17 protein-coding genes are annotated in these 17950 nt (G+C 73.9%); 5 read left to right on the top strand and 12 right to left on the bottom strand.

Annotated features, from left to right (window positions below; translation table 11 throughout):
- Positions 1-12: 12 nt before the first annotated feature.
- The 7 genes from proB to ACI79Y_RS12720 all read right to left on the bottom strand — a co-directional run bounded on the left by proB (position 13) and on the right by ACI79Y_RS12720 (position 9863).
- Positions 13-1134 carry a glutamate 5-kinase gene (gene proB, locus ACI79Y_RS12750; protein WP_457158827.1) on the bottom strand — a complete coding sequence of 374 codons (1122 nt, stop codon included), beginning with the start codon at positions 1132-1134 and terminating at the stop codon, positions 13-15.
- Positions 1131-2621, bottom strand: coding sequence for a GTPase ObgE (gene obgE, locus ACI79Y_RS12745; protein WP_457158826.1), 1491 nt, complete (start codon positions 2619-2621; stop codon positions 1131-1133). Before obgE ends, proB begins: the two co-directional genes overlap by 4 nt.
- A gap of 116 nt (positions 2622-2737) precedes the next feature.
- The gene (gene rpmA / locus ACI79Y_RS12740; protein ID WP_457076582.1) at positions 2738-3004 is read right to left on the bottom strand and encodes a 50S ribosomal protein L27; all 267 of its coding nucleotides are present in this window, start codon (positions 3002-3004) and stop codon (positions 2738-2740) included.
- 7 nt (positions 3005-3011) lie between these two features.
- Complete coding sequence (rplU, locus tag ACI79Y_RS12735; protein ID WP_153360663.1) at positions 3012-3323, bottom strand: 50S ribosomal protein L21; 312 nt, start codon at positions 3321-3323, stop codon at positions 3012-3014.
- Positions 3324-3563: 240 nt separating this feature from the next.
- On the bottom strand, positions 3564-6893 hold the full coding sequence (locus ACI79Y_RS12730; protein WP_457158825.1) for an Rne/Rng family ribonuclease: 3330 nt from the start codon (positions 6891-6893) through the stop codon (positions 3564-3566).
- 263 nt (positions 6894-7156) lie between these two features.
- On the bottom strand, positions 7157-7924 hold the full coding sequence (locus tag ACI79Y_RS12725) for a TIGR03936 family radical SAM-associated protein (RefSeq protein ID WP_457158824.1): 768 nt from the start codon (positions 7922-7924) through the stop codon (positions 7157-7159).
- A gap of 13 nt (positions 7925-7937) precedes the next feature.
- The gene (locus ACI79Y_RS12720) at positions 7938-9863 is read right to left on the bottom strand and encodes a TIGR03960 family B12-binding radical SAM protein (RefSeq protein ID WP_457158823.1); all 1926 of its coding nucleotides are present in this window, start codon (positions 9861-9863) and stop codon (positions 7938-7940) included.
- A 169-nt stretch (positions 9864-10032) separates the two neighbouring features.
- Here ACI79Y_RS12720 and ACI79Y_RS12715 point away from each other — a divergent pair, with 169 nt between their 5' ends.
- On the top strand, positions 10033-10299 hold the full coding sequence (locus tag ACI79Y_RS12715) for a helix-turn-helix transcriptional regulator (protein ID WP_457076588.1): 267 nt from the start codon (positions 10033-10035) through the stop codon (positions 10297-10299).
- Positions 10296-10811 carry a hypothetical protein gene (locus tag ACI79Y_RS12710; RefSeq protein WP_457158822.1) on the top strand — a complete coding sequence of 172 codons (516 nt, stop codon included), beginning with the start codon at positions 10296-10298 and terminating at the stop codon, positions 10809-10811. The genes ACI79Y_RS12715 and ACI79Y_RS12710 overlap by 4 nt, the downstream gene beginning before the upstream one ends.
- A 75-nt stretch (positions 10812-10886) precedes the next feature.
- Here ACI79Y_RS12710 and ndk read toward each other — a convergent pair whose 3' ends face one another.
- Positions 10887-11309 (bottom strand): nucleoside-diphosphate kinase, encoded by a 423-nt coding sequence (gene ndk / locus ACI79Y_RS12705; RefSeq protein WP_457158821.1) that lies wholly within the window; start codon positions 11307-11309, stop codon positions 10887-10889.
- A 73-nt stretch (positions 11310-11382) separates the two neighbouring features.
- Here ndk and ACI79Y_RS12700 point away from each other — a divergent pair, with 73 nt between their 5' ends.
- Both ACI79Y_RS12700 and ACI79Y_RS12695 read left to right on the top strand, forming a co-directional pair.
- Complete coding sequence (locus ACI79Y_RS12700; protein WP_457158820.1) at positions 11383-11601, top strand: helix-turn-helix domain-containing protein; 219 nt, start codon at positions 11383-11385, stop codon at positions 11599-11601.
- 1 nt (position 11602) lies between these two features.
- Positions 11603-12139, top strand: a complete 537-nt coding sequence (locus tag ACI79Y_RS12695; protein ID WP_457158819.1) for a Clp protease N-terminal domain-containing protein — start codon at positions 11603-11605, stop codon at positions 12137-12139.
- Positions 12140-12144: 5 nt separating this feature from the next.
- On the opposite strand, the gene ACI79Y_RS12690 is transcribed toward ACI79Y_RS12695, so the two are convergent.
- The 3 genes from ACI79Y_RS12690 to folC all read right to left on the bottom strand — a co-directional run bounded on the left by ACI79Y_RS12690 (position 12145) and on the right by folC (position 14285).
- Positions 12145-12342: a hypothetical protein gene (locus ACI79Y_RS12690; RefSeq protein ID WP_457158818.1), complete on the bottom strand. Its 198-nt coding sequence runs from the start codon at positions 12340-12342 to the stop codon at positions 12145-12147.
- A gap of 201 nt (positions 12343-12543) precedes the next feature.
- On the bottom strand, positions 12544-12912 hold the full coding sequence (locus tag ACI79Y_RS12685) for a DUF4233 domain-containing protein (protein WP_457158817.1): 369 nt from the start codon (positions 12910-12912) through the stop codon (positions 12544-12546).
- Positions 12909-14285, bottom strand: coding sequence for a bifunctional tetrahydrofolate synthase/dihydrofolate synthase (folC, locus tag ACI79Y_RS12680; protein ID WP_457158816.1), 1377 nt, complete (start codon positions 14283-14285; stop codon positions 12909-12911). Before folC ends, ACI79Y_RS12685 begins: the two co-directional genes overlap by 4 nt.
- Before the next feature lie 19 nt (positions 14286-14304).
- On the opposite strand from folC, the gene valS reads away from it, so the two are divergent.
- Positions 14305-16887, top strand: a complete 2583-nt coding sequence (valS, locus tag ACI79Y_RS12675; protein WP_457158815.1) for a valine--tRNA ligase — start codon at positions 14305-14307, stop codon at positions 16885-16887.
- A gap of 61 nt (positions 16888-16948) precedes the next feature.
- Here valS and ACI79Y_RS12670 read toward each other — a convergent pair whose 3' ends face one another.
- Entirely contained in the window at positions 16949-17869 is a 921-nt protein-coding gene (locus tag ACI79Y_RS12670) for a DUF559 domain-containing protein (RefSeq protein ID WP_457158814.1), read from the bottom strand.
- Positions 17870-17950: the final 81 nt, after the last annotated feature.

Raw genomic sequence — 17950 nt, 5'->3', positions numbered from 1 at the left:
GCAGGCAGTCTCTCAGGCCGGGGCGCGGCGCCCGACGAGCACCATCTCGTCGCGGTGCACCACCTCGCGGCGGTGCTCCGGGTCGAGGTCACCGGTCTTGCGGCCGAGCAGGCCGGGCAGCTCGCGGGCGTCGTAGGCCACCAGGCCCCGGGCGACGACGACGCCGTCGGGGCCGACCAGCTCGACCGGGTCGTCGGCGAGGAACTCCCCGGCCACCCCGGTGATGCCCGCGGCCAGCAGCGAGGCGTGCCGCTCCCGGACGGCGCGCACCGCCCCCTCGTCGAGCAGCAGCCGGCCGCGCGGCCGGCTGGCGTACCGCAGCCAGAACTGCCGGGCCGAGGGGCGCCGGCCGCTGGGCGCGAACAGGGTGCCCACCCGCTCCCCCGCCAGCGCCGCGGCCGCCTGGGGCGTGGAGGTGACGACGACGGGCACGCCGGCCGCGGAGGCGATGAACGCGGCCTCGACCTTCGTGGCCATGCCCCCGGTGCCCACGCCGTTGCGGCTGGCCGACCCGAGGGTGACCGCGGCCAGGTCCTCCCGGCTGCGCACGGTGTCGACCAGCTGGGCCGGGCCGGTGCGCGGGTCGCCGTCGTAGACGCCGTCGACGTCGGAGAGCAGCACCAGTGCGTCGGCGACCGCCAGGTGCGCCACGAGCGCGGCGAGCCGGTCGTTGTCACCGAAGCGGATCTCCTCGGTCGCGACCGTGTCGTTCTCGTTGACGATCGGCAGGACGCCGAGCATGAGCAGCCGCTCGACGGTCTGCCGGGCGTTGCGGTAGTGGCTGCGCCGGGTGAGGTCGTCGGCGGTGAGCAGCACCTGCCCGACGGTCACCCCCTGCCCGGCGAAGGCGTCGGCGTAGGTCTGCACCAGGCGCAGCTGCCCGACGCTGGCCGCGGCCTGCGCAGTGGCCAGGTCACGGGGGCGGCTGTCGAGCCCCAGCGGCGCCAGACCGGCGGCGATGGCGCCGGAGGAGACCAGCACGACCTCCCGGCCTGCCGCGCGCTGGGCCCCCAGGACGTCGACCAGCGCACGCAGCCGGTCCTCGTCCAGCCCGCCGGGCAGCGTGGTCAGCGACGACGACCCGACCTTCACGACCACCCGCTGTGCGCCGGCGATCTCCGCCCGCACGCTCACCGGTCGCTGTCGCCCTCGAAGAGCTCCTGGTCGAAGGAGCCGTCGGCGTCGGCCAGCTCGTAGGGCAGCCGCCGGGCCTTCTTGGCCGCCAACCGCTCGTCGGCCGACAGCCGGGTGTTGGTCTCCAGCCGGGTGTCGGTGCCCCGGCCGCCCAGGCCGGCGGTCTCCTCGACGCTGAGCGTGCCGGCCGGCAGGGTCGGCTCCCAGTCGAAGGTGACGTCGCCGACGGTGACCGCGTCACCGGGGACGGCGCCGACCTTGGCCAGCTCCTCCTCCACGCCCAGCCGGTTGAGCCGGTCGGCGAGGTACCCGACCGCCTCGTCGTTGCTGAAGTCGGTCTGCCGGACCCACCGCTCGGGGCGGACACCGCGGACCAGCCAGCCGTCGGTGCGCGGGTCGGGCTCGACGGTGAAGCCGCCGTCGTCGACCGCGCGCGGCGTCAGGGTGATCGGCGCCGGCGGCAGCTCCGGCAGCGCGGCCCGGTGCTCCTCGACGGCGGCTGCGAGCGCGAAGCCCAGCTCGGCCAGGCCCTCGCCGGTGGCCGCGCTGATCGGGAAGACGGTCAGCCCGCGCTCCTCGAGCGGGGCGCGCACCAGGTCGACGAGCTCCCGTGCGTCCGGCACGTCGATCTTGTTGAGCACGGCGATCCGCAGCCGGCCCACCAGGTCCAGCTCCTCGCCGCCGTACTCGCGCAGTTCGTGCTCGAGCGCCTCGATGTCGGTCTCCGGGTCGCGACCGGGCTCCATCGTGGCCATGTCGATGACGTGCACCAGCACGGCGCAGCGCTCGACGTGCCGGAGGAACTCCAGGCCCAGGCCCTTGCCGACCGAGGCGCCGGGGATGAGCCCGGGGACGTCGGCCATCGTGTACGTGGTGTCGCCGGAGCGGATCACGCCCAGCTGCGGCACGAGCGTGGTGAACGGGTAGTCGGCGATCTTCGGCCGGGCCGCGGACATGGCGGCGACCAGCGAGGACTTGCCCGCCGAGGGGTACCCCACCAGGCCGACGTCGGCGATGCTCTTGAGCTCCAGGACGGCGTCGACGGCCTCGCCGGGCTCACCGAGCAGGGCGAAGCCGGGGGCCTTGCGGCGGGCGTTGGCCAGCGCGGCGTTGCCGAGCCCGCCCTTGCCTCCGCGGGCCAGCACGAAGCGGGCCCCGGCGCCGACCAGGTCGGCCACGGCCTCCCCGCCGATGCTCACCACGGTGCCCGAGGGGACGCGGAGCACGAGGTCCTCGCCGCGGCCACCGTTGCGGTAGTTGCCGGCGGCCTGCTTGCCGTTGCCGGCCTTCTGGTGCGGGTGGTGGTGGAAGTCCAGCAGGGTGTGCACGCTGGGGTCGACCTCGACGACGACGTCGCCGCCGTCGCCACCGTTCCCGCCGTCGGGCCCACCGAGGGGCTTGAACTTCTCGCGGTGCACGGAGCTGACCCCGTTGGCACCCTTGCCTGCGGCCACGTGGACCGTCACGCGGTCGACGAAAGCGGCCATGGTCGCCGCCTCTCTGCGTCTACGGCCGAACTGTGCCTACATGTGGAACGGGTGGCGGCGCCGGGATCCGGCGCCGCCACCCGGTGGTGCTCAGGTGGTTCGAGAGCTGTCGGTGCTCAGACCCCAGCGGTCTCGACCGCGGAGACCGAGACGACCCGGCGACCACGACGGTGGCCGAAGGTGACCGCGCCCGGCTCGAGGGCGAACAGCGTGTCGTCCTTGCCGCGGCCGACGCCCAGGCCCGGGTGGAAGTGGGTGCCGCGCTGGCGGACGATGATCTCGCCGGCCTTGACGACCTGACCGCCGAACCGCTTCACGCCCAGGCGCTGGGCGTTCGAGTCGCGGCCGTTGCGGGAGGACGAGGCGCCCTTCTTGTGTGCCATGTCGTCGTCAGCCCTTCGTGATGTCGCGGACCACGACGCTGGTCAGGGGCTGACGGTGCCCCTGCCGCTTGTGGTACCCGGTCTTGTTCTTGAACTTGTGGATCTTGATCTTCGGGCCCTTGCCGTGCTCGACGATCTCGCCGGTCACGGTCACGCCGGCCAGCGCCTGCGCGTCGGTGGTGACGGTGTCGCCGTCGACCAGCAGCAGGGCCGGAAGGGTGATCGTGTCACCGGCCTCCCCGGCGAGGCGGTTGATGGTGAACGTGTCACCGACACCCACCTTGTGCTGCGCTCCACCGGCCTTGACGACTGCGTACACCACTGACTCCTCGATCGGTTCCTACGTATCCAGCACTGTGTCCTGCGCGCACTCCGGCACGGTGGCCAGGTGCTGGACGGGCCGCCGACCTCTGCTGAGGTGATGCGCCAGGCACTCGACGTGCCTCCGCGCAGCGGCAACCCGGCCAGCGTACCCGAGCCCGGGCGTCCGGGTCGAACACGGCCCCCGTGCAGGGCCCCGCCGCGAGCGTGCGAGCGGTGGGCCCCTGCACGGAGCCCGTCATGAGGCCGGCGGCCCGGCCGGGCGGGACGCCGCCCGGCGACGACGCGGGCGGGCGAGCGCCGGAGCCCCCGGGTCGGGAGCGGACTCCGCGGCGGGCGCATCGGGCTCCGCCACCGGCTGCGGGGCGACGACGACCGGCGGCACCGGCGCGTCGGGCGCCACGACGGGCACCGACTCCACGGGCACCGACTCCAGGGGCACCGACTCCAGGGGCACCGACTCCGCGACCACCGGCGCCTCGTCCGGCTCGGTGGACGGCACCTCGTCCGGTCCGACGGCCGGGGCCTGAGGGGTCTCGCTGAGGCGGCCGGCCAGCACCGTGTCCGGCGTGGCCGCCTCGGTCGCGGCCGGAGCCCCGCTGTGTGCCTCGGTCGGGACCTCGGCCGGCTCCGCCACCTCCGCGGTCGCCGCCCCGTCGGGGAGGGACTCCTCCGGCGTGCCCGGGGTGTCACCCTGGGCGGTCCGGCCGGCGGCGTCACCGTCCGCGCCGCTGGCGGCGAGCACCGCGGCGTCCTCGGCGGCCCGGGCCTCCCCGGACTGCCCGCGCCCACGCCGTCCCCGGCTGCGCCGGCTGCTGCGGCCCTCGGTGCCGGGCTCACCGCCCTGCTCCTCGGCGCCTGCGGCCCCGCCGGACGCCTCGCCCGACGTCGCCGGGTCGGCGGCGACACCGGCCTCCGCACCGGACGACGCCCTGACCGACTCCTTGCCGGTGTCCTTGCCCGAGTCCTTGCCCGAGTCCTTGCCCGAGTCCTTGCCCGAGTCCTTGCCCGAGTCCTTGCCCGAGTCCTTGCCCGAGTTCTTGCCCGCGTTGTCGGCCCGGTTCTGGTCGCGGTTGCGGCCGCCACCGTTCCCCTGGCCGCTGCCACTGCCGTTGCCGTTGCCGTTGCCGTTGCCGCCACCGCTGCCGCCGCGACGCTTCTCGTCGACCGGATCGGTGTGCACCAGCACACCCCGGCCGCGGCAGTGCTCGCACGGCTCCGAGAAGACCTCCAGCAGGCCCTGACCGACCCGCTTCCGGGTCATCTGCACCAGGCCGAGCGAGGTGACCTCGGCGACCTGGTGCTTGGTGCGGTCGCGCCCCAGGCACTCGGTGAGCCGCCGCAGGACCAGGTCGCGGTTGCTCTCCAGGACCATGTCGATGAAGTCGATCACGATGATCCCGCCGATGTCGCGCAGCCGGAGCTGGCGGACGATCTCCTCGGCGGCCTCGATGTTGTTCCGGGTGACCGTCTGCTCCAGGTTGCCCCCGGAGCCGGTGAACTTGCCGGTGTTGACGTCGACCACGGTCATCGCCTCGGTGCGGTCGATGACCAGTGACCCGCCCGAGGGCAGCCACACCTTGCGGTCCAGCGCCTTCGCCAGCTGCTCGTCGATGCGCAGGTCGCGGAAGACGTCACCGGTGCCGGTGTAGCGCTGCAGCCGCTCGGAGAGCTCCGGGGAGACGTGCGCGACGTAGGCCTCGACGGTGTCCCAGGCGTCGTCGCCCTGCACGACCAGCCGCTTGAAGTCCTCGTTGAAGACGTCGCGGATCACCCGGATCGCCAGGTCGGGCTCGCCGTAGAGCAACGTCGGGGCGCTGCTGGTGGAGGCGGCCTTGGTCTGGATGACCTCCCACTGCGCCTGCAGCCGGGCCACGTCGCGGGTGAGCTCCTCCTCCGAGGCGCCCTCCGCCGCGGTCCGGATGATCACGCCGGCGTCCTCGGGGACGATCTTCTTGAGGATGTCCTTGAGCCGGGTGCGCTCCTTGTCCGGCAGCTTCCGGCTGATGCCGGTCATCGAGCCGCCGGGCACGTAGACCAGGAACCGGCCCGGCAGGTTGACCTGCTGGGTGAGCCGGGCACCCTTGTGGCCGATCGGGTCCTTGGTGACCTGCACCAGGACCTTGTCGCCGGACTTCAGCGCGGTCTCGATCGAGCGGGACTTGCCGGTCAGGCCGGCGGCGTCCCAGTTGACCTCACCGGCGTAGAGGACGGCGTTGCGCCCCTTGCCGATGTCGACGAACGCCGCCTCCATGCTGGGCAGCACGTTCTGCACCCGGCCGAGGTAGACGTTGCCGGCGAACGAGGTCGCCTGCGCCTGGGTGACGTAGTGCTCGACCAGGACGTCGTCCTCGAGGACGGCGATCTGGGTCCGCTCGCCCTGCTGGCGGATGACCATGGCCCGGTCGACCGCCTCACGGCGGGCGAGGAACTCCGACTCGGTGAGGATCGGCGCCCGGCGGCGACCGCCGTCGCGGCCCTCCCGGCGGCGCTGGCGCTTGGCCTCCAACCGGGTCGAGCCAGCGACGCCCTTGACGTCGTCCTCGCTGCTGACCCGGCCGTTGCGACCGGCCCGCTCGGGGCGGTCGTCGGCGTCCTCGGTCGCGTCGTCGCCGGCCTCGCCGCTGCTGCCCCGGCGACGACGGCGCCGCCGGCGACGGGTGCTCGACCCGCTGCTGCCCTCGGCGTCGTCGGTGTCCTCGGCGTCGTCGGCGCCGCCGGACTCCTCGGCGTCGTCGGTGTCCTCGCCGCGGGTCGCCCCGGCGGTCTGCCCGGGTGCGTCCTCGTCGGTGTCGGCCGAGTCGTCCCCGGACCGGCCCCGGCCCCGGCCACGACGGCCTCGGCGGCGCCGCCGACTGCTGGCCGAGCCACCGTCGTCGCCGTCGCGGTCGTCGGTGTCCCGGTCGTCGGTGTCCCGGTCGTCGGTGTCGCGCTCGTCGGTGTCCTGCCCGTCGTCAGACCGGTCGGCCTGCTGCTCGGCGGCAGCGAGGGCGGCGACGTCCTCGACGTCGGGGGTGCCGTCCTCGGCGTCCGCGGGACGACGCCGCCGGGAGCGTCGCGTCGGCGCGGCGGGCTGCTCGTCGCGGTCGGCCCGGGGGGCCGCCTCCGGGTCGGCCGGGGACTCGGCTTCGGTCCGCCGGCTGCGCCGGCGCGGGGAGACGGCCTCCGGCTCGGGCGGGGCCATGAAGCTGACGAAGGCCGGAGCCACCGGCGGGGCCGGCGGCGGCGGGGTGACCGAGTCGGGGTCGGCGGCCAGCGCCGGGCGGGTGGCCCGGCGGCGCGGGCGCGCGGTGACGGCGGTCGGCTCCGGGGAGCTGAACTGGGCGCCGAAGCGCGGCGCCTCCGCCTCCTCCGCCGGCTGGGGCGCGACCGGCTCCGGGGACGCCTCGGCGGCCGCGTCCTGCACCGTCTCGTCCTCGGCGGGCTCGTCGTCCGGCTCGTCCACCGGGGTCTCCGGCTCGGTCGCCGCACCGGTGTCCGGGGCTGGCTCGGAGCCCGGCGGCGCAGCGGCCGGCTGGACCTCCGGTGCGTCGGTGGTGCTGTCGTTGTCGTCGATGCGGTCGGCCACGAAGGGCTCGCCTCCTGGTGCGTCCCCGGGCGCCGATCGTCTCCGACTGGCGGCCGCGCAGGAACGCGGGTTGGGCGGGTCGGGCGGCCACACCGAGGTGCGGCGGGGTCGGCCGGCCCGCGAAGTCTGTTCGTGCCCCGGCCGGTGCGGCTGGGGCCCGGTGGTGCAGCAGGATCGCGGGTGGTGCGGTGGTGCAGAGCTCTCGGGTCGCGCCACGGCTGGCAGACGTGTCGCAGACGGCGTCCGGCACCCGGCCCCGCCGGTCAGACCTGCGCCCGTTCCTCCTGGCAGCAGGAACGCGTCGCACGATCTGGGTCGAGCGGGTCGGCGACGTCACCACTCTCGTCGAGCCGGCCCTGCGCCTCACGCACGGCCCGTGGGGGCGACGGCGGGTGCAGGTCGGCGACGACAGCCAGGGCAGCCATCACGTCGTCCGGTCGCACGGTCGGCGTGAGCTGCCGTACGACCACCTGCAGTATGGCACAACCTGTGTCCCCGGCCACCGACGCGCGGACGACGGCGGCCCGGACGTCGACGTCCTTGGTGCCGGTCTTGGCCCGCTTGGTGACCGTCACGGTCTCCCTCGCGAGCAGCTCGGCGAGGGCCGCGGAGAGCTGCTCCGGGGCGACGCCGGGCAGGTCGATCCGCCAGCGGGTGGCGTCGAGCCGGTCGGCGAGCGAGCCGGTCCCCTCCCCCGCCTCGACGCACTCCAGCACGTCGATGCCCGGCGGCAGCGACGCGTCCAGGGCGGCACGCACCTGCTCCGGGTCGCGACGCTGGGAGAGGCCGATCTCCACGTACTCGGCCTCCGAGGCCGCCCCGGTCGGCGCCGCGCCCATGTAGCTGATCTTCGGGTGCGGGCTGAAGCCGGCGGAGAACGCCATCGGCACCTGGGCGCGGCGCAGTGCGCGCTCCAGCGCCCGGGCGAGGTCGCGGTGCGAGGCGAAGCGCAGCGCCCCGCGCTTGGTGTAGCGCAGCCGCAGCTTCTGCACGGTCGGCGGCGGGGGCGGCCCGTCGGGCTGGCGGGCCATCAGCGGGCCGCCATCAGCGGACGACCGTGAGCGGCAGCAGGCTGCGCCCGGTCGGGCCGATCTGGATCTCGGTGCCCATCGTCGGGCAGACACCGCAGTCGTAGCAGCCGGTCCACCGGCAGTCGCCGACCTCCTCCTCGGAGATCGCCTCCTGCCAGTCCTCCCAGAGCCACTCCTTGTCCAGCCCGGAGTCCAGGTGGTCCCAGGGCAGCACCTCGTGCTCGGTGCGCTCCCGGGTGGTGTACCAGTCCAGGTCGACGCCGAAGGGGGCCAGCTCCTCCGCCGCGGCCGTCGTCCACCGCTGGTAGGAGAAGTGCTCGCTCCAACCGTCGAAGTGGCCGCCGTCGCGCCACACCCGCTCGATGACCCGGCCGACCCGGCGGTCGCCGCGGGAGAGCAGGCCCTCGATCACCCCGGGCTTGCCGTCGTGGTAGCGCAGGCCGATGGAGCGGCCGATGCGCCGGTCGGCGTTGATCGCCTCGCGGAGCACCTTGAGCCGGTGGTCGATCGTCTCCGCGCTCGCCTGCCCGGCCCACTGGAACGGGGTGTGCGGCTTGGGCACGAAGCCACCGATGGAGACGGTGCAGCGGATGTCCTTGCTGCCACTGGCCTCGCGGCCGGCGCGGATGACCTCGACCGCCAGCTCGGCGATCTCCAGCACGTCCTCGTCGGTCTCGGTGGGCAGACCGCACATGAAGTACAGCTTCACCTGCCGCCAGCCGTTGGCGTAGGCGGTGGTGACCGTGCGGACCAGGTCCTCCTTGGACACGGTCTTGTTGATCACCCGGCGGATCCGCTCGCTGCCGCCCTCGGGGGCGAAGGTCAGCCCGGAGCGGCGGCCGTTGCGGGACAGCTCGTTGGCCAGGGTCACGTTGAACGCGTCGACCCGGGTGGAGGGCAGCGACAGCCCGGTGTTGGTGCCCTCGTACCGGTCGGCGAGCTCGGTGGCCAGCTGGCCGATCTCGGAGTGGTCGGCGCTGCTCAGCGAGAGCAGGCCCACCTCCTCGTAGCCGGTGGCCTTCAGCCCGGCGTCGACCATCGAGCCGATGCCGGTGATGGTGCGCTCGCGCACCGGGCGGGTGATCATCCCGGCCTGGCAGAACCGGCAGCCGCGGGTGCAGCCCCGGAAGATCTCCACGCTCATCCGCTCGTGCACGCTCTCGGCGAGCGGCACCAGCGGCTGCTTCGGGTAGGGCCACTCGTCGAGGTCCATGACGGTGCGCTTGCCGACCCGCGCCGGGACGTCGTCGCGGGTGCGCAGCACCTCGGCGATCGCGCCGTCGGCCGCGTAGGTGACCGCGTAGAAGCGGGGCACGTACACACCGTCGACCCGGGCCAGCCGGGCCAGCAGCTCGACCCGGCCGCCGGGGCGCCCCTGGGCCTTCCAGGCGGCGACGACGTCGGTGATGTCGCCGACGACCTGCTCGCCGTCGCCGAGCACTGCGCAGTCGATGAAGTCGCTGACCGGCTCGGGGTTGAACGCGGCGTGCCCGCCGGCGACGACGACCGGATGGGTCTCGTCGCGGTCGACGGCGTGCAGCGGCACCCCGGCGAGGTCGAGGGCCTCGAGCAGGTTGGTGTAGCCCAGCTCGGTGGCGAAGCTGACGCCCAGCAGGTCGAAGTCGCGCACCGCCCGGTGGCTGTCGACGGTGAACTGGCCGACGCCGTGCTCGCGCATCAGCGCAGCCAGGTCGGGCCAGACGGCGTAGGTGCGCTCGGCCAGGGCGTCGGAGCGCTCGTTGAGCACCTCGTAGAGGATCATGAGGCCCTGGTTGGGCAGGCCCACCTCATAGGCGTCGGGGTACATCAGCGCCCAGTGGACGGCGACGTCGTCCCAGGGCTTCACCTGGGCGTTGAGCTCACCGCCGACGTACTGGATCGGCTTCTGGACCTGGGCCAGCAACGGCTCGAGGCGGGGGTACAGGGACTCACCAGTCATGACCTGCCCAGGGTAGACGCCACCGCGCACCAGCTCCCCCCTCCGACGGGTGGGCGGCCGCGCCGACCCCGCGCGGCGGGACCTGCGTGTCGGCACCCGGACGTCGCCAGTCACCACGAAGACCACGATTCATTGCTCGACGGATAGTAATAATGCTACGGTTCGTGGCATGGGACGACAGCCGCGGAGTGAAGCGGACAAGGTGTACGACCGCATCGGCGTGCTGCGCGCCGACCGGGGCGTGAGCCGGAAGGAGCTGGCGGAGGCCGTCGGCGTGCACCCGCAGACCATCGGCTACGTGGAGCGCGGCGAGTACAGCCCGTCCCTCGCCCTCGCGCTGCGCATCGCCCGGTACTTCGACCTGCCGGTCGAGGCGGTCTTCTCCCTCGAGCCCCTGCCCTCGCTCAGCCAGGAACTCCTCAGGAGGACGTCATGACGCACTCGCCGACCCCGACCTACCTCGCCCGCACGTTCGAGGACGAGCGCTACTCCTGGGCCCGGCGCCCACACGTCCGCCGCCGGGCGGTCGTCGCCGAGGCGACGCTGCTCGCGGCACTGGTCGCCGCCACCCTCGTCGCCGCGACGATCGGGGAGGGGTGGTCGACGTGGTTCTTCGCCGCCTGGACGATCGGCATGTTCTCGTTCATCCCGCTGCACTCGGTGCTGAACCTGGGCATCCGCGGCGTTCTCGACCGGGACAAGCGGTCGCTCGACGAGCACCAGCGACGACTCGGCGAGCAGTCGCACAGCGCCGTGGCCTGGCCGAGCGCGGCGCTGACCTTCGCTGCGTGGGCCGGCGCGGTCGTCCTCGTCGGCCGCACCGGAGAAGTCGCCCTGGCGCTCTGCCTCGGCTTCCTGCTGTGGTTCACCAGCGGCCTGCTGACCTACTGGCACCTGGCGTGGACCTCCCCCGAGGAGCCCGTCGAGGACGCCGACCTGACGGACTGACCCGCCGACCTCAGCCGGACCGGTGACGCGGCCGGGCTGAACAGCGCCTCCACGTCACCGATCCGGCCGAGCGGCTCAGCCCAGCTGCGGGAAGAACAGCGCGATCTCGCGCGCGGCCGACTCGGGCGAGTCCGAGCCGTGCACGATGTTCGCCTGCACCTCGAGGGCGAAGTCACCGCGGATGGTGCCGGGGCCGGCCTTGACCGGGTCGGTCGCGCCGGCCAGCGCGCGGAACGCCTCGATGGCCCGCGGGCCCTCGACGACCAGGGCCATCAGCGGGGCGCTGGTGATGAACTCCACCAGCGAGCCGAAGAACGGCCGCTCGCGGTGCTCGGCGTAGTGGGTCTCGGCGACCTCGGTGGTCAGCGTGCGCAGCTCGGCGGCGACCAGGCGGAGGCCCTTGGCCTCGAGCCGGGCGATCACCTGGCCCACCAGGCCGCGGGCCACGCCGTCGGGCTTGACCAGGACGAGGGTGCGTTCAGCAGTGGGTGCAGACACGCCCGGGAGCGTACGGGACTGCGGTCGTCAACTTCAGTTGACAGGGGACTGTCGTCAACTTACGTTGACGGCCATGTCCACCACCGACGTCACCGCGGCCGCCGCGGCCGACGACCCGGCGACCGGGCTGCGCGCCGTCCGCGCCCTCCGCGAGCTGGCCGACCGCCTGGAGACGCTCCAGGTGGCCAGCGCCCGCGACCGCGGGTGGTCCTGGCAGCAGATCGCCGAGGCGCTCGGCGTCAGCCGGCAGGCCGTCCACAAGAAGCACGCCACCTCGAGAAGGGACCGTTGACGTGTTCGAACGCTTCACCGACGACGCCCGGCAGGTCGTGGTCGACGCCCAGGCGCACGCCCGCGGCCTCCGGGCCGACCGGATCGAGCCGGTGCACCTGCTGCTCGCACTGGCCGGGGACCCCGGTCGCGGCGGGACCGTGCTGCGGGCTGCGGGCGCCGACCACCCGTCTGTCCGCTCGGCACTGGAACGCTCCGGCAGCGCACTGGACGCCGATGCCCTCGCCGCCGTGGGCATCGACCTCGACCGGGTGCGCGCAGCCGCAGAGGCCACGTTCGGCCCCGGCGCGCTGGACCGCGGTGGGAGCGGGCGATCCGGGCACATCCCGTTCGCCGACGGCAGCAAGCGCGCCCTCGAGGAGTCACTGCGCCACGTGCTGCGGTCGAAGGTCCGCCGGCGGGCCCGGGCCATCGACAGCGCGGCCGTGCTCGCCGGGCTGCTCGAGGTCGGCGACCCCCTCGTCGGCCGGGTCCTCCAGCAGCTGGGCACCGACGCCGACCGGTTGCGCCGGCAGCTCGGGGACGCCCCGGCGGCCTGAGGCCGTCAGCCGGCGAGGTCCATCCGGGCCATGTGCCGCCACAGCTCCTGATCCTTCTCGCTGAGCCCGTTCCAGCAGTCGTAGCTGTTGCGGGCGTGCAGCTGCTGGGCCCGGCGCTCGACGGCGTCCTCGGGCAGCCGGAAGCGGACGCGCGCGGCGTAGTCGACGATCGTCGTGCTGATCGGCCCGGCCGGGCCGATCACCGGCTCATCCGTGGTGCTGCGTCGCGCCTTGCGCCCAGGCACGTCGTGGCTGCCCCCGCAGCAACTCCTGTGGTCTGCCATGACCTCTCCCCCGTCCCCAGCGGTGTTCCGCAGAGCGTGATCACCTCTGCACCGTTGGTCACGGCGAGCTTCGCGCACTTCTCGCGTCGAGCGCGCGGGCACTCGCCCGATCGGGTGAGCTCAGCCGGCCGGCGGCGGGCCGAACGCGGTGCCCAGCAGCTCCTTGCGGATCTGCAGCAGGTAGAGCCAGATGAGCAGGAAGATCCCGCCGACGAACCACATCGCGCCCCCGAGCAGCCCGGTCAGCAGCAGCGGCACCTGGAGCGCGGTCCCGATCAGCAGCCCCTGCGGACGACGCTGCAGCCCGCTGGCGAGCACCAGCACCAGCGCGAGAGCCAGCACCGACCACAGGCCGACGCCGGAGAGCCCACCCTCGGTGGGCGCGAACGCCCGCGGCACGAACAGCACCGCGATCCCCTCCAGGAACAGGATCGCCGCGGCCGCGCCGCCCAGCGCCTTCCCCGCGCGGACCGGATCGGGAGCGGTCATGCCCGCCGGCCGGCGAGCAGCGTGCGGGCCTCACCGGCGGTGATCACGCTGCCGGTGACCAGCACGCCGGAGCCGCCCAGCGCGTCGTCCGGCCCGGCCTCGGCGAGTTCGATCGCCGACTCGAGCGCCTCGGTGAGCCGCGGGTGGACGCTGACCCGGTCGGCGCCGAAGACGTCGACGGCCAGCGCCCCCAGCTCGTCGGCGGGCATGGCGCGGGCGGAGCTGTTCTGGGTGACGACCAGCTCGGCGCAGAGCGGCTCGAGCGCCTCGAGGATCCCGCTCACGTCCTTGCCGACGACGCAGCCGACCACGCCGACCAGCCGGGTGAAGTCGAAGGACTCGCGCACCGCGTCGGCCGTCGCGGCCATCCCCGCCGGGTTGTGGGCGGCGTCGATGAGCACGGTCGGCGAGGTGCGCACGCGCTCGAGCCGGCCCGGCGACCGCACGCCGGCGAAGGCCTCGCGGACGACGTCCTGGGCGATGGGTCCGCTGGCCGCACCGGCACCCAGGAACGCCTCGACCGCGGCCAGCGCCACGGCGGCGTTCTGCGCCTGGTGCGCCCCGAACAGCGGCAGGAACACCTCGTCGTACTCCCCGCCGAGGCCCTGCAGGCGCACCTGCTGCCCGCCGACGGCCACCCGCCGCTCCAGCACGCCGAACTCGGTGCCCTCGCGGGCGACGGTGGCGTCGACCTCGATCGCCCGGCGGACCAGGGCCTCCAGGGCACCGGCCGGCTGGTGGGCCAGCACCGCGACCGAGTCGGCCTTGATGATCCCGGACTTCTCCGTGGCGATCGTGGCGACGTCGGGGCCCAGGTACTCGGCGTGGTCCAGGGAGACCGGCGTGACGACGGCGACCCGCGCGTCGACGACGTTCGTGGCGTCCCAGGTGCCGCCCATGCCCACCTCGACGACGGCGACGTCGACCGGGGTCTCGGCGAACGCGGCATAGGCCAGCGCCACCGTGACCTCGAAGAAGGACATCGGCACGTCCCCGCCGGCGTCGACCATCTGCACGTAGGGCGCGATGTCGTCGTACACCTCGACGAAGCGCTCGGCGCTGATCGGCTCCCCGTCGATGACGATCCGCTCGCGCACCGTCTCCAGGTGCGGGCTGGTGAACCGGCCCACGCGCAGGCCGAAGCCGCGCAGCAGCTCGTCGACCATCCGCGCCGTCGTCGTCTTGCCGTTGGTGCCGGTGACCTGGACGACCGGGAACGCGCGGTGCGGCGAACCGAGCAGGTCGACCAGCGCGGTGATGCGGGTCAGCGACGGCTCGAGCCGGTTCTCCGGCCAGCGCGCCAGGAGCGCCTGCTCGACCCGGGCCAGCTCAGGGTCCGCGGCCGCCTGCCCTGGGGGAATGGAGGTGCTCATCGCTCTTAGGATGCCAGTCATGGTCGCTGACACCCGAGCCCCCGAGAGCACGGCGCCGGGAGCCGGTGGCGCCGTACCCGACAAGCCCTCCCTGGAGGGGCTGGAGTCCACGTGGGTCGCCCGCTGGGCCGAGCAGGGCACCTACGCCTTCGACCGGGCCGCGGCGCTGTCGGCCCCCCGCGCCCAGACCCACGCCATCGATACCCCGCCGCCGACCGCGAGCGGTTCGCTGCACGTCGGGCACGTGTTCAGCTACACGCACACCGACATCGTCGCCCGCTACCAGCGGATGCGCGGCAAGCACGTCTTCTACCCGATGGGCTGGGACGACAACGGCCTGCCGACCGAGCGGCGCGTGCAGAACTACTACGGCGTCCGCTGTGACCCCTCGCTCCCCTACGACCCGGCGTTCGAGCCCCCGGCCAAGCCCGGCAAGGACCAGCAGCCGATCTCCCGGCGCAACTTCGTCGAGCTCTGCGAGCGGCTGACCGCCGAGGACGAGGAGGAGTTCGCCAAGCTGTGGCGGCGGGTGGGCCTGTCGGTCGACTGGTCGAACGTGTACCGGACGATCTCCGAGTCCTCCCGGGCCACCGCGCAGAAGATGTTCCTGCACAACCTCGCCCGCGGTGAGGCCTACGCGCAGGAGGCGCCGACCCTCTGGGACGTCACCTTCCGCACGGCGGTCGCGCAGGCCGAGCTGGAGGACCGGGAGCGCCCCGGCGCCTACCACCGGATCGGCTTCCACGGTGCGGACGGCCCGGTCTTCATCGAGACCACCCGGCCCGAGCTGCTGCCGGCGTGCGTCGCCCTCGTCGCCCACCCCGACGACGAGCGGTACCAGCCGCTGTTCGGGAAGACGGTCACCACGCCGCTGTTCGGCGTCGAGGTGCCGGTCGTGGCGCACCGGCTGGCCGAGCCGGACAAGGGCTCGGGCATCGCGATGATCTGCACCTTCGGCGACCTCAACGACGTCACCTGGTGGCGGGAGCTGCAGCTGCCCACCCGCGCCGTCATCGGCTGGGACGGCCGGTTCGTCGCCGAGCCGCCGGCCGACGTGCCCGCCGACGTCTACGCGGAGCTCGCCGGCAAGACCTCCTTCAGCGCCCAGCAGCGGATCGTCGAGCTGCTGCGCGAATCCGGTGACCTGGTCGGCGACCCGAAGCCGATCACCCACCCGGTGAAGTTCTTCGAGAAGGGCGAGCGCCCGCTGGAGATCGTCACCACGCGGCAGTGGTACATCCGCAACGGCGGCCGGGACGCCGACCTGCGCGAGGCGCTGCTGCAGCGCGGCCGGGAGATCCAGTGGGTGCCCGAGCACATGCGGCACCGCTACGAGAACTGGGTCGAGGGCCTGAACGGCGACTGGCTGATCAGCCGGCAGCGGTTCTTCGGCGTCCCGTTCCCGGTCTGGTACCGGCTGGACGACGAGGGTGAGCCGGACTACTCCGCGCCGATCCTGGCGCCGGAGTCGGCGCTGCCGGTCGACCCGTCCTCCGACGTCCCCGAGGGGTTCACCGAGGACCAGCGCGGGAAGCCGGGCGGCTTCATGGCCGACCCCGACGTGATGGACACCTGGGCGACCTCGTCGCTGTCGCCGCAGGTAGCCTCGGGCTGGGAGACCGACCCGGAGCTGTTCGCGCACGTGTTCCCGATGGACCAGCGGCCGCAGGCGCACGACATCATCCGCACCTGGCTGTTCTCCACCGTCGTCCGGGCGCACTTCGAGCACGGCACGGTGCCCTTCACGCACGCCACCATCTCCGGCTTCGTCGTCGACCCCGACCGCAAGAAGATGTCGAAGTCGAAGGGCAACGCGACCACCCCGATCGACGTGCTCGAGCGCTACGGCACCGATGCCGTGCGCTGGCGCGCCGCCGGCGCCCGGCCGGGGGCGGACTCGCCGTTCGACGAGGCGCAGATGAAGGTCGGCCGCCGGCTGGCCATGAAGATCCTCAACGTCGGCAAGTTCGTGCTGGGCCTGGGCGCCTCGACCGCGCTGACCGCCGACCAGGTGACCGAGCCGATCGACCGCGGGCTGCTCGCCGCGCTGGCGTCGGTGGTCGACGAGGCCACCGCGGCGATGGAGGCCTACAACTACAGCCGGGCGCTCGAGGTCACCGAGGCGTTCTTCTGGTCCTTCTGCGACGACTACGTCGAGCTGGTGAAGTCCCGCGCCTACGGCACGGGGGACGCCGCCACCTCCGCGCAGGCGACGCTGGCGATCGCGCTGTCGGTGCAGCTGCGGCTGTTCGCGCCGGTGCTGCCCTTCGTCACCGAGGAGGTCTGGTCCTGGTGGCAGACCGGCTCGGTGCACCGCGCGCTCTGGCCGACCGCTCCGGAGCTGCCCACCGGTGGCGACCCGGCGGTGGTGACCGCGGCCGCCGAGGTGCTGTCGACCGTCCGCAAGGCGAAGTCCGACGCGAAGGCCTCCATGCGCGCCGACGTCGCGACGACCACGGTGACCGCGCCGGCGGCCCGGGTCGCCGCGATCGAGGCGGCCCGCGCCGACCTGGTGGACGCCGGGCGGATCGCGGAGCTGTCGATCGTCGCCGGTGAGGGCCCGCTGCGCGTCGACGTCGTCCTCGCCGCTCCGACCGAGTAGCCCGGCCGCGCACCGCCGAGAGTGGGCGCTGAGTGTCAGCGAACCGCGCCCTGACTGACACTCAGCGCCCACTGTCGAGGCCGAAGAGCCGGCATCGCGCGTCGTACGTCGCCCGGATCTCCCGGCTGCACTGGTCGGCGGCCCGGGTGAACCGTCGGTGGCTGAACCGCAGCGTCTGCCAGCCCAGCGTCGCGGCGAGCGCGTCACGGCGGATGTCCCGCTCCCGCTGGTCGCGAGAGCCGTGCCACGCCGCGCCGTCCATCTCCACCGCCAGCAGCACCTCCTCGTAGGCGGCGTCGAGGAAGACGGTCCCACCCGCCAGCACCAGGGGTCGCTGCTGCACGAAGGCGGGCATTCCCGGGGCACGCAGCACCTGGATGCAGCCCCAGATCTCCAGCTCGCTCTGGCACCCGTCGGCGAGCAACCGCACCAACTCCGCCAGCTCGCGTCGGCCGCGCAGCCGCGGGCGCAACGCGAGTTCCTCGGCCAGTGCCCTGGACGTGCACAGCCGACGCCGGACGGCGGTGATCGCGGCGCCACGGAGTTCGGCCCGGCCGGCGCCGTCCGGATCCCCCCAGGCGTCGACCAGGGACCGCTCGACCGAGGTGACGGGCAGTCCACCGGCCCGCCGCCGGTGCCAGTCGACACCCAGTCCCCGGTGCCGGACGACGCCGTTCGAGCCCCGCCCGCTGGCCCGGGCCGCGACGGTGACGTGCACCGGCCCCGAGGCCGGCGGCAGCAGACCCCACAGGGCCAGCGCGGTCGAGTGGCTGGCCACGGCGTCCGTGCCGTGCAGAGCGGCCGCGACCCGGATCGGGAACTGTCCGGCCGCTGCCGGTGTCGCGTAGCGCGCCGGAGCGACCTTGACCAGCCGCCCGTCGGCCACCCAGGCACGGGCGGTCGTCGGACTCACCTGCCGGGTCAGCCGGTCCCAGGTCGTCCACCCGTCCGGCCCGACGACGGTGGTGGGGTCGCGGCGCACGACGGGAGCCTGCCCGACCGGGCACCGTCGGCGTGCTCACGCGGGTGATCACTGTGGACGGTGACCGACAGCGGGTGCGGA

This window comes from Modestobacter sp. SYSU DS0875, from assembly GCF_054050915.1.
The sequence above is the reverse complement of the archived record's forward strand: the minus strand, read 5'-3'. Positions and strand labels throughout refer to the sequence as shown.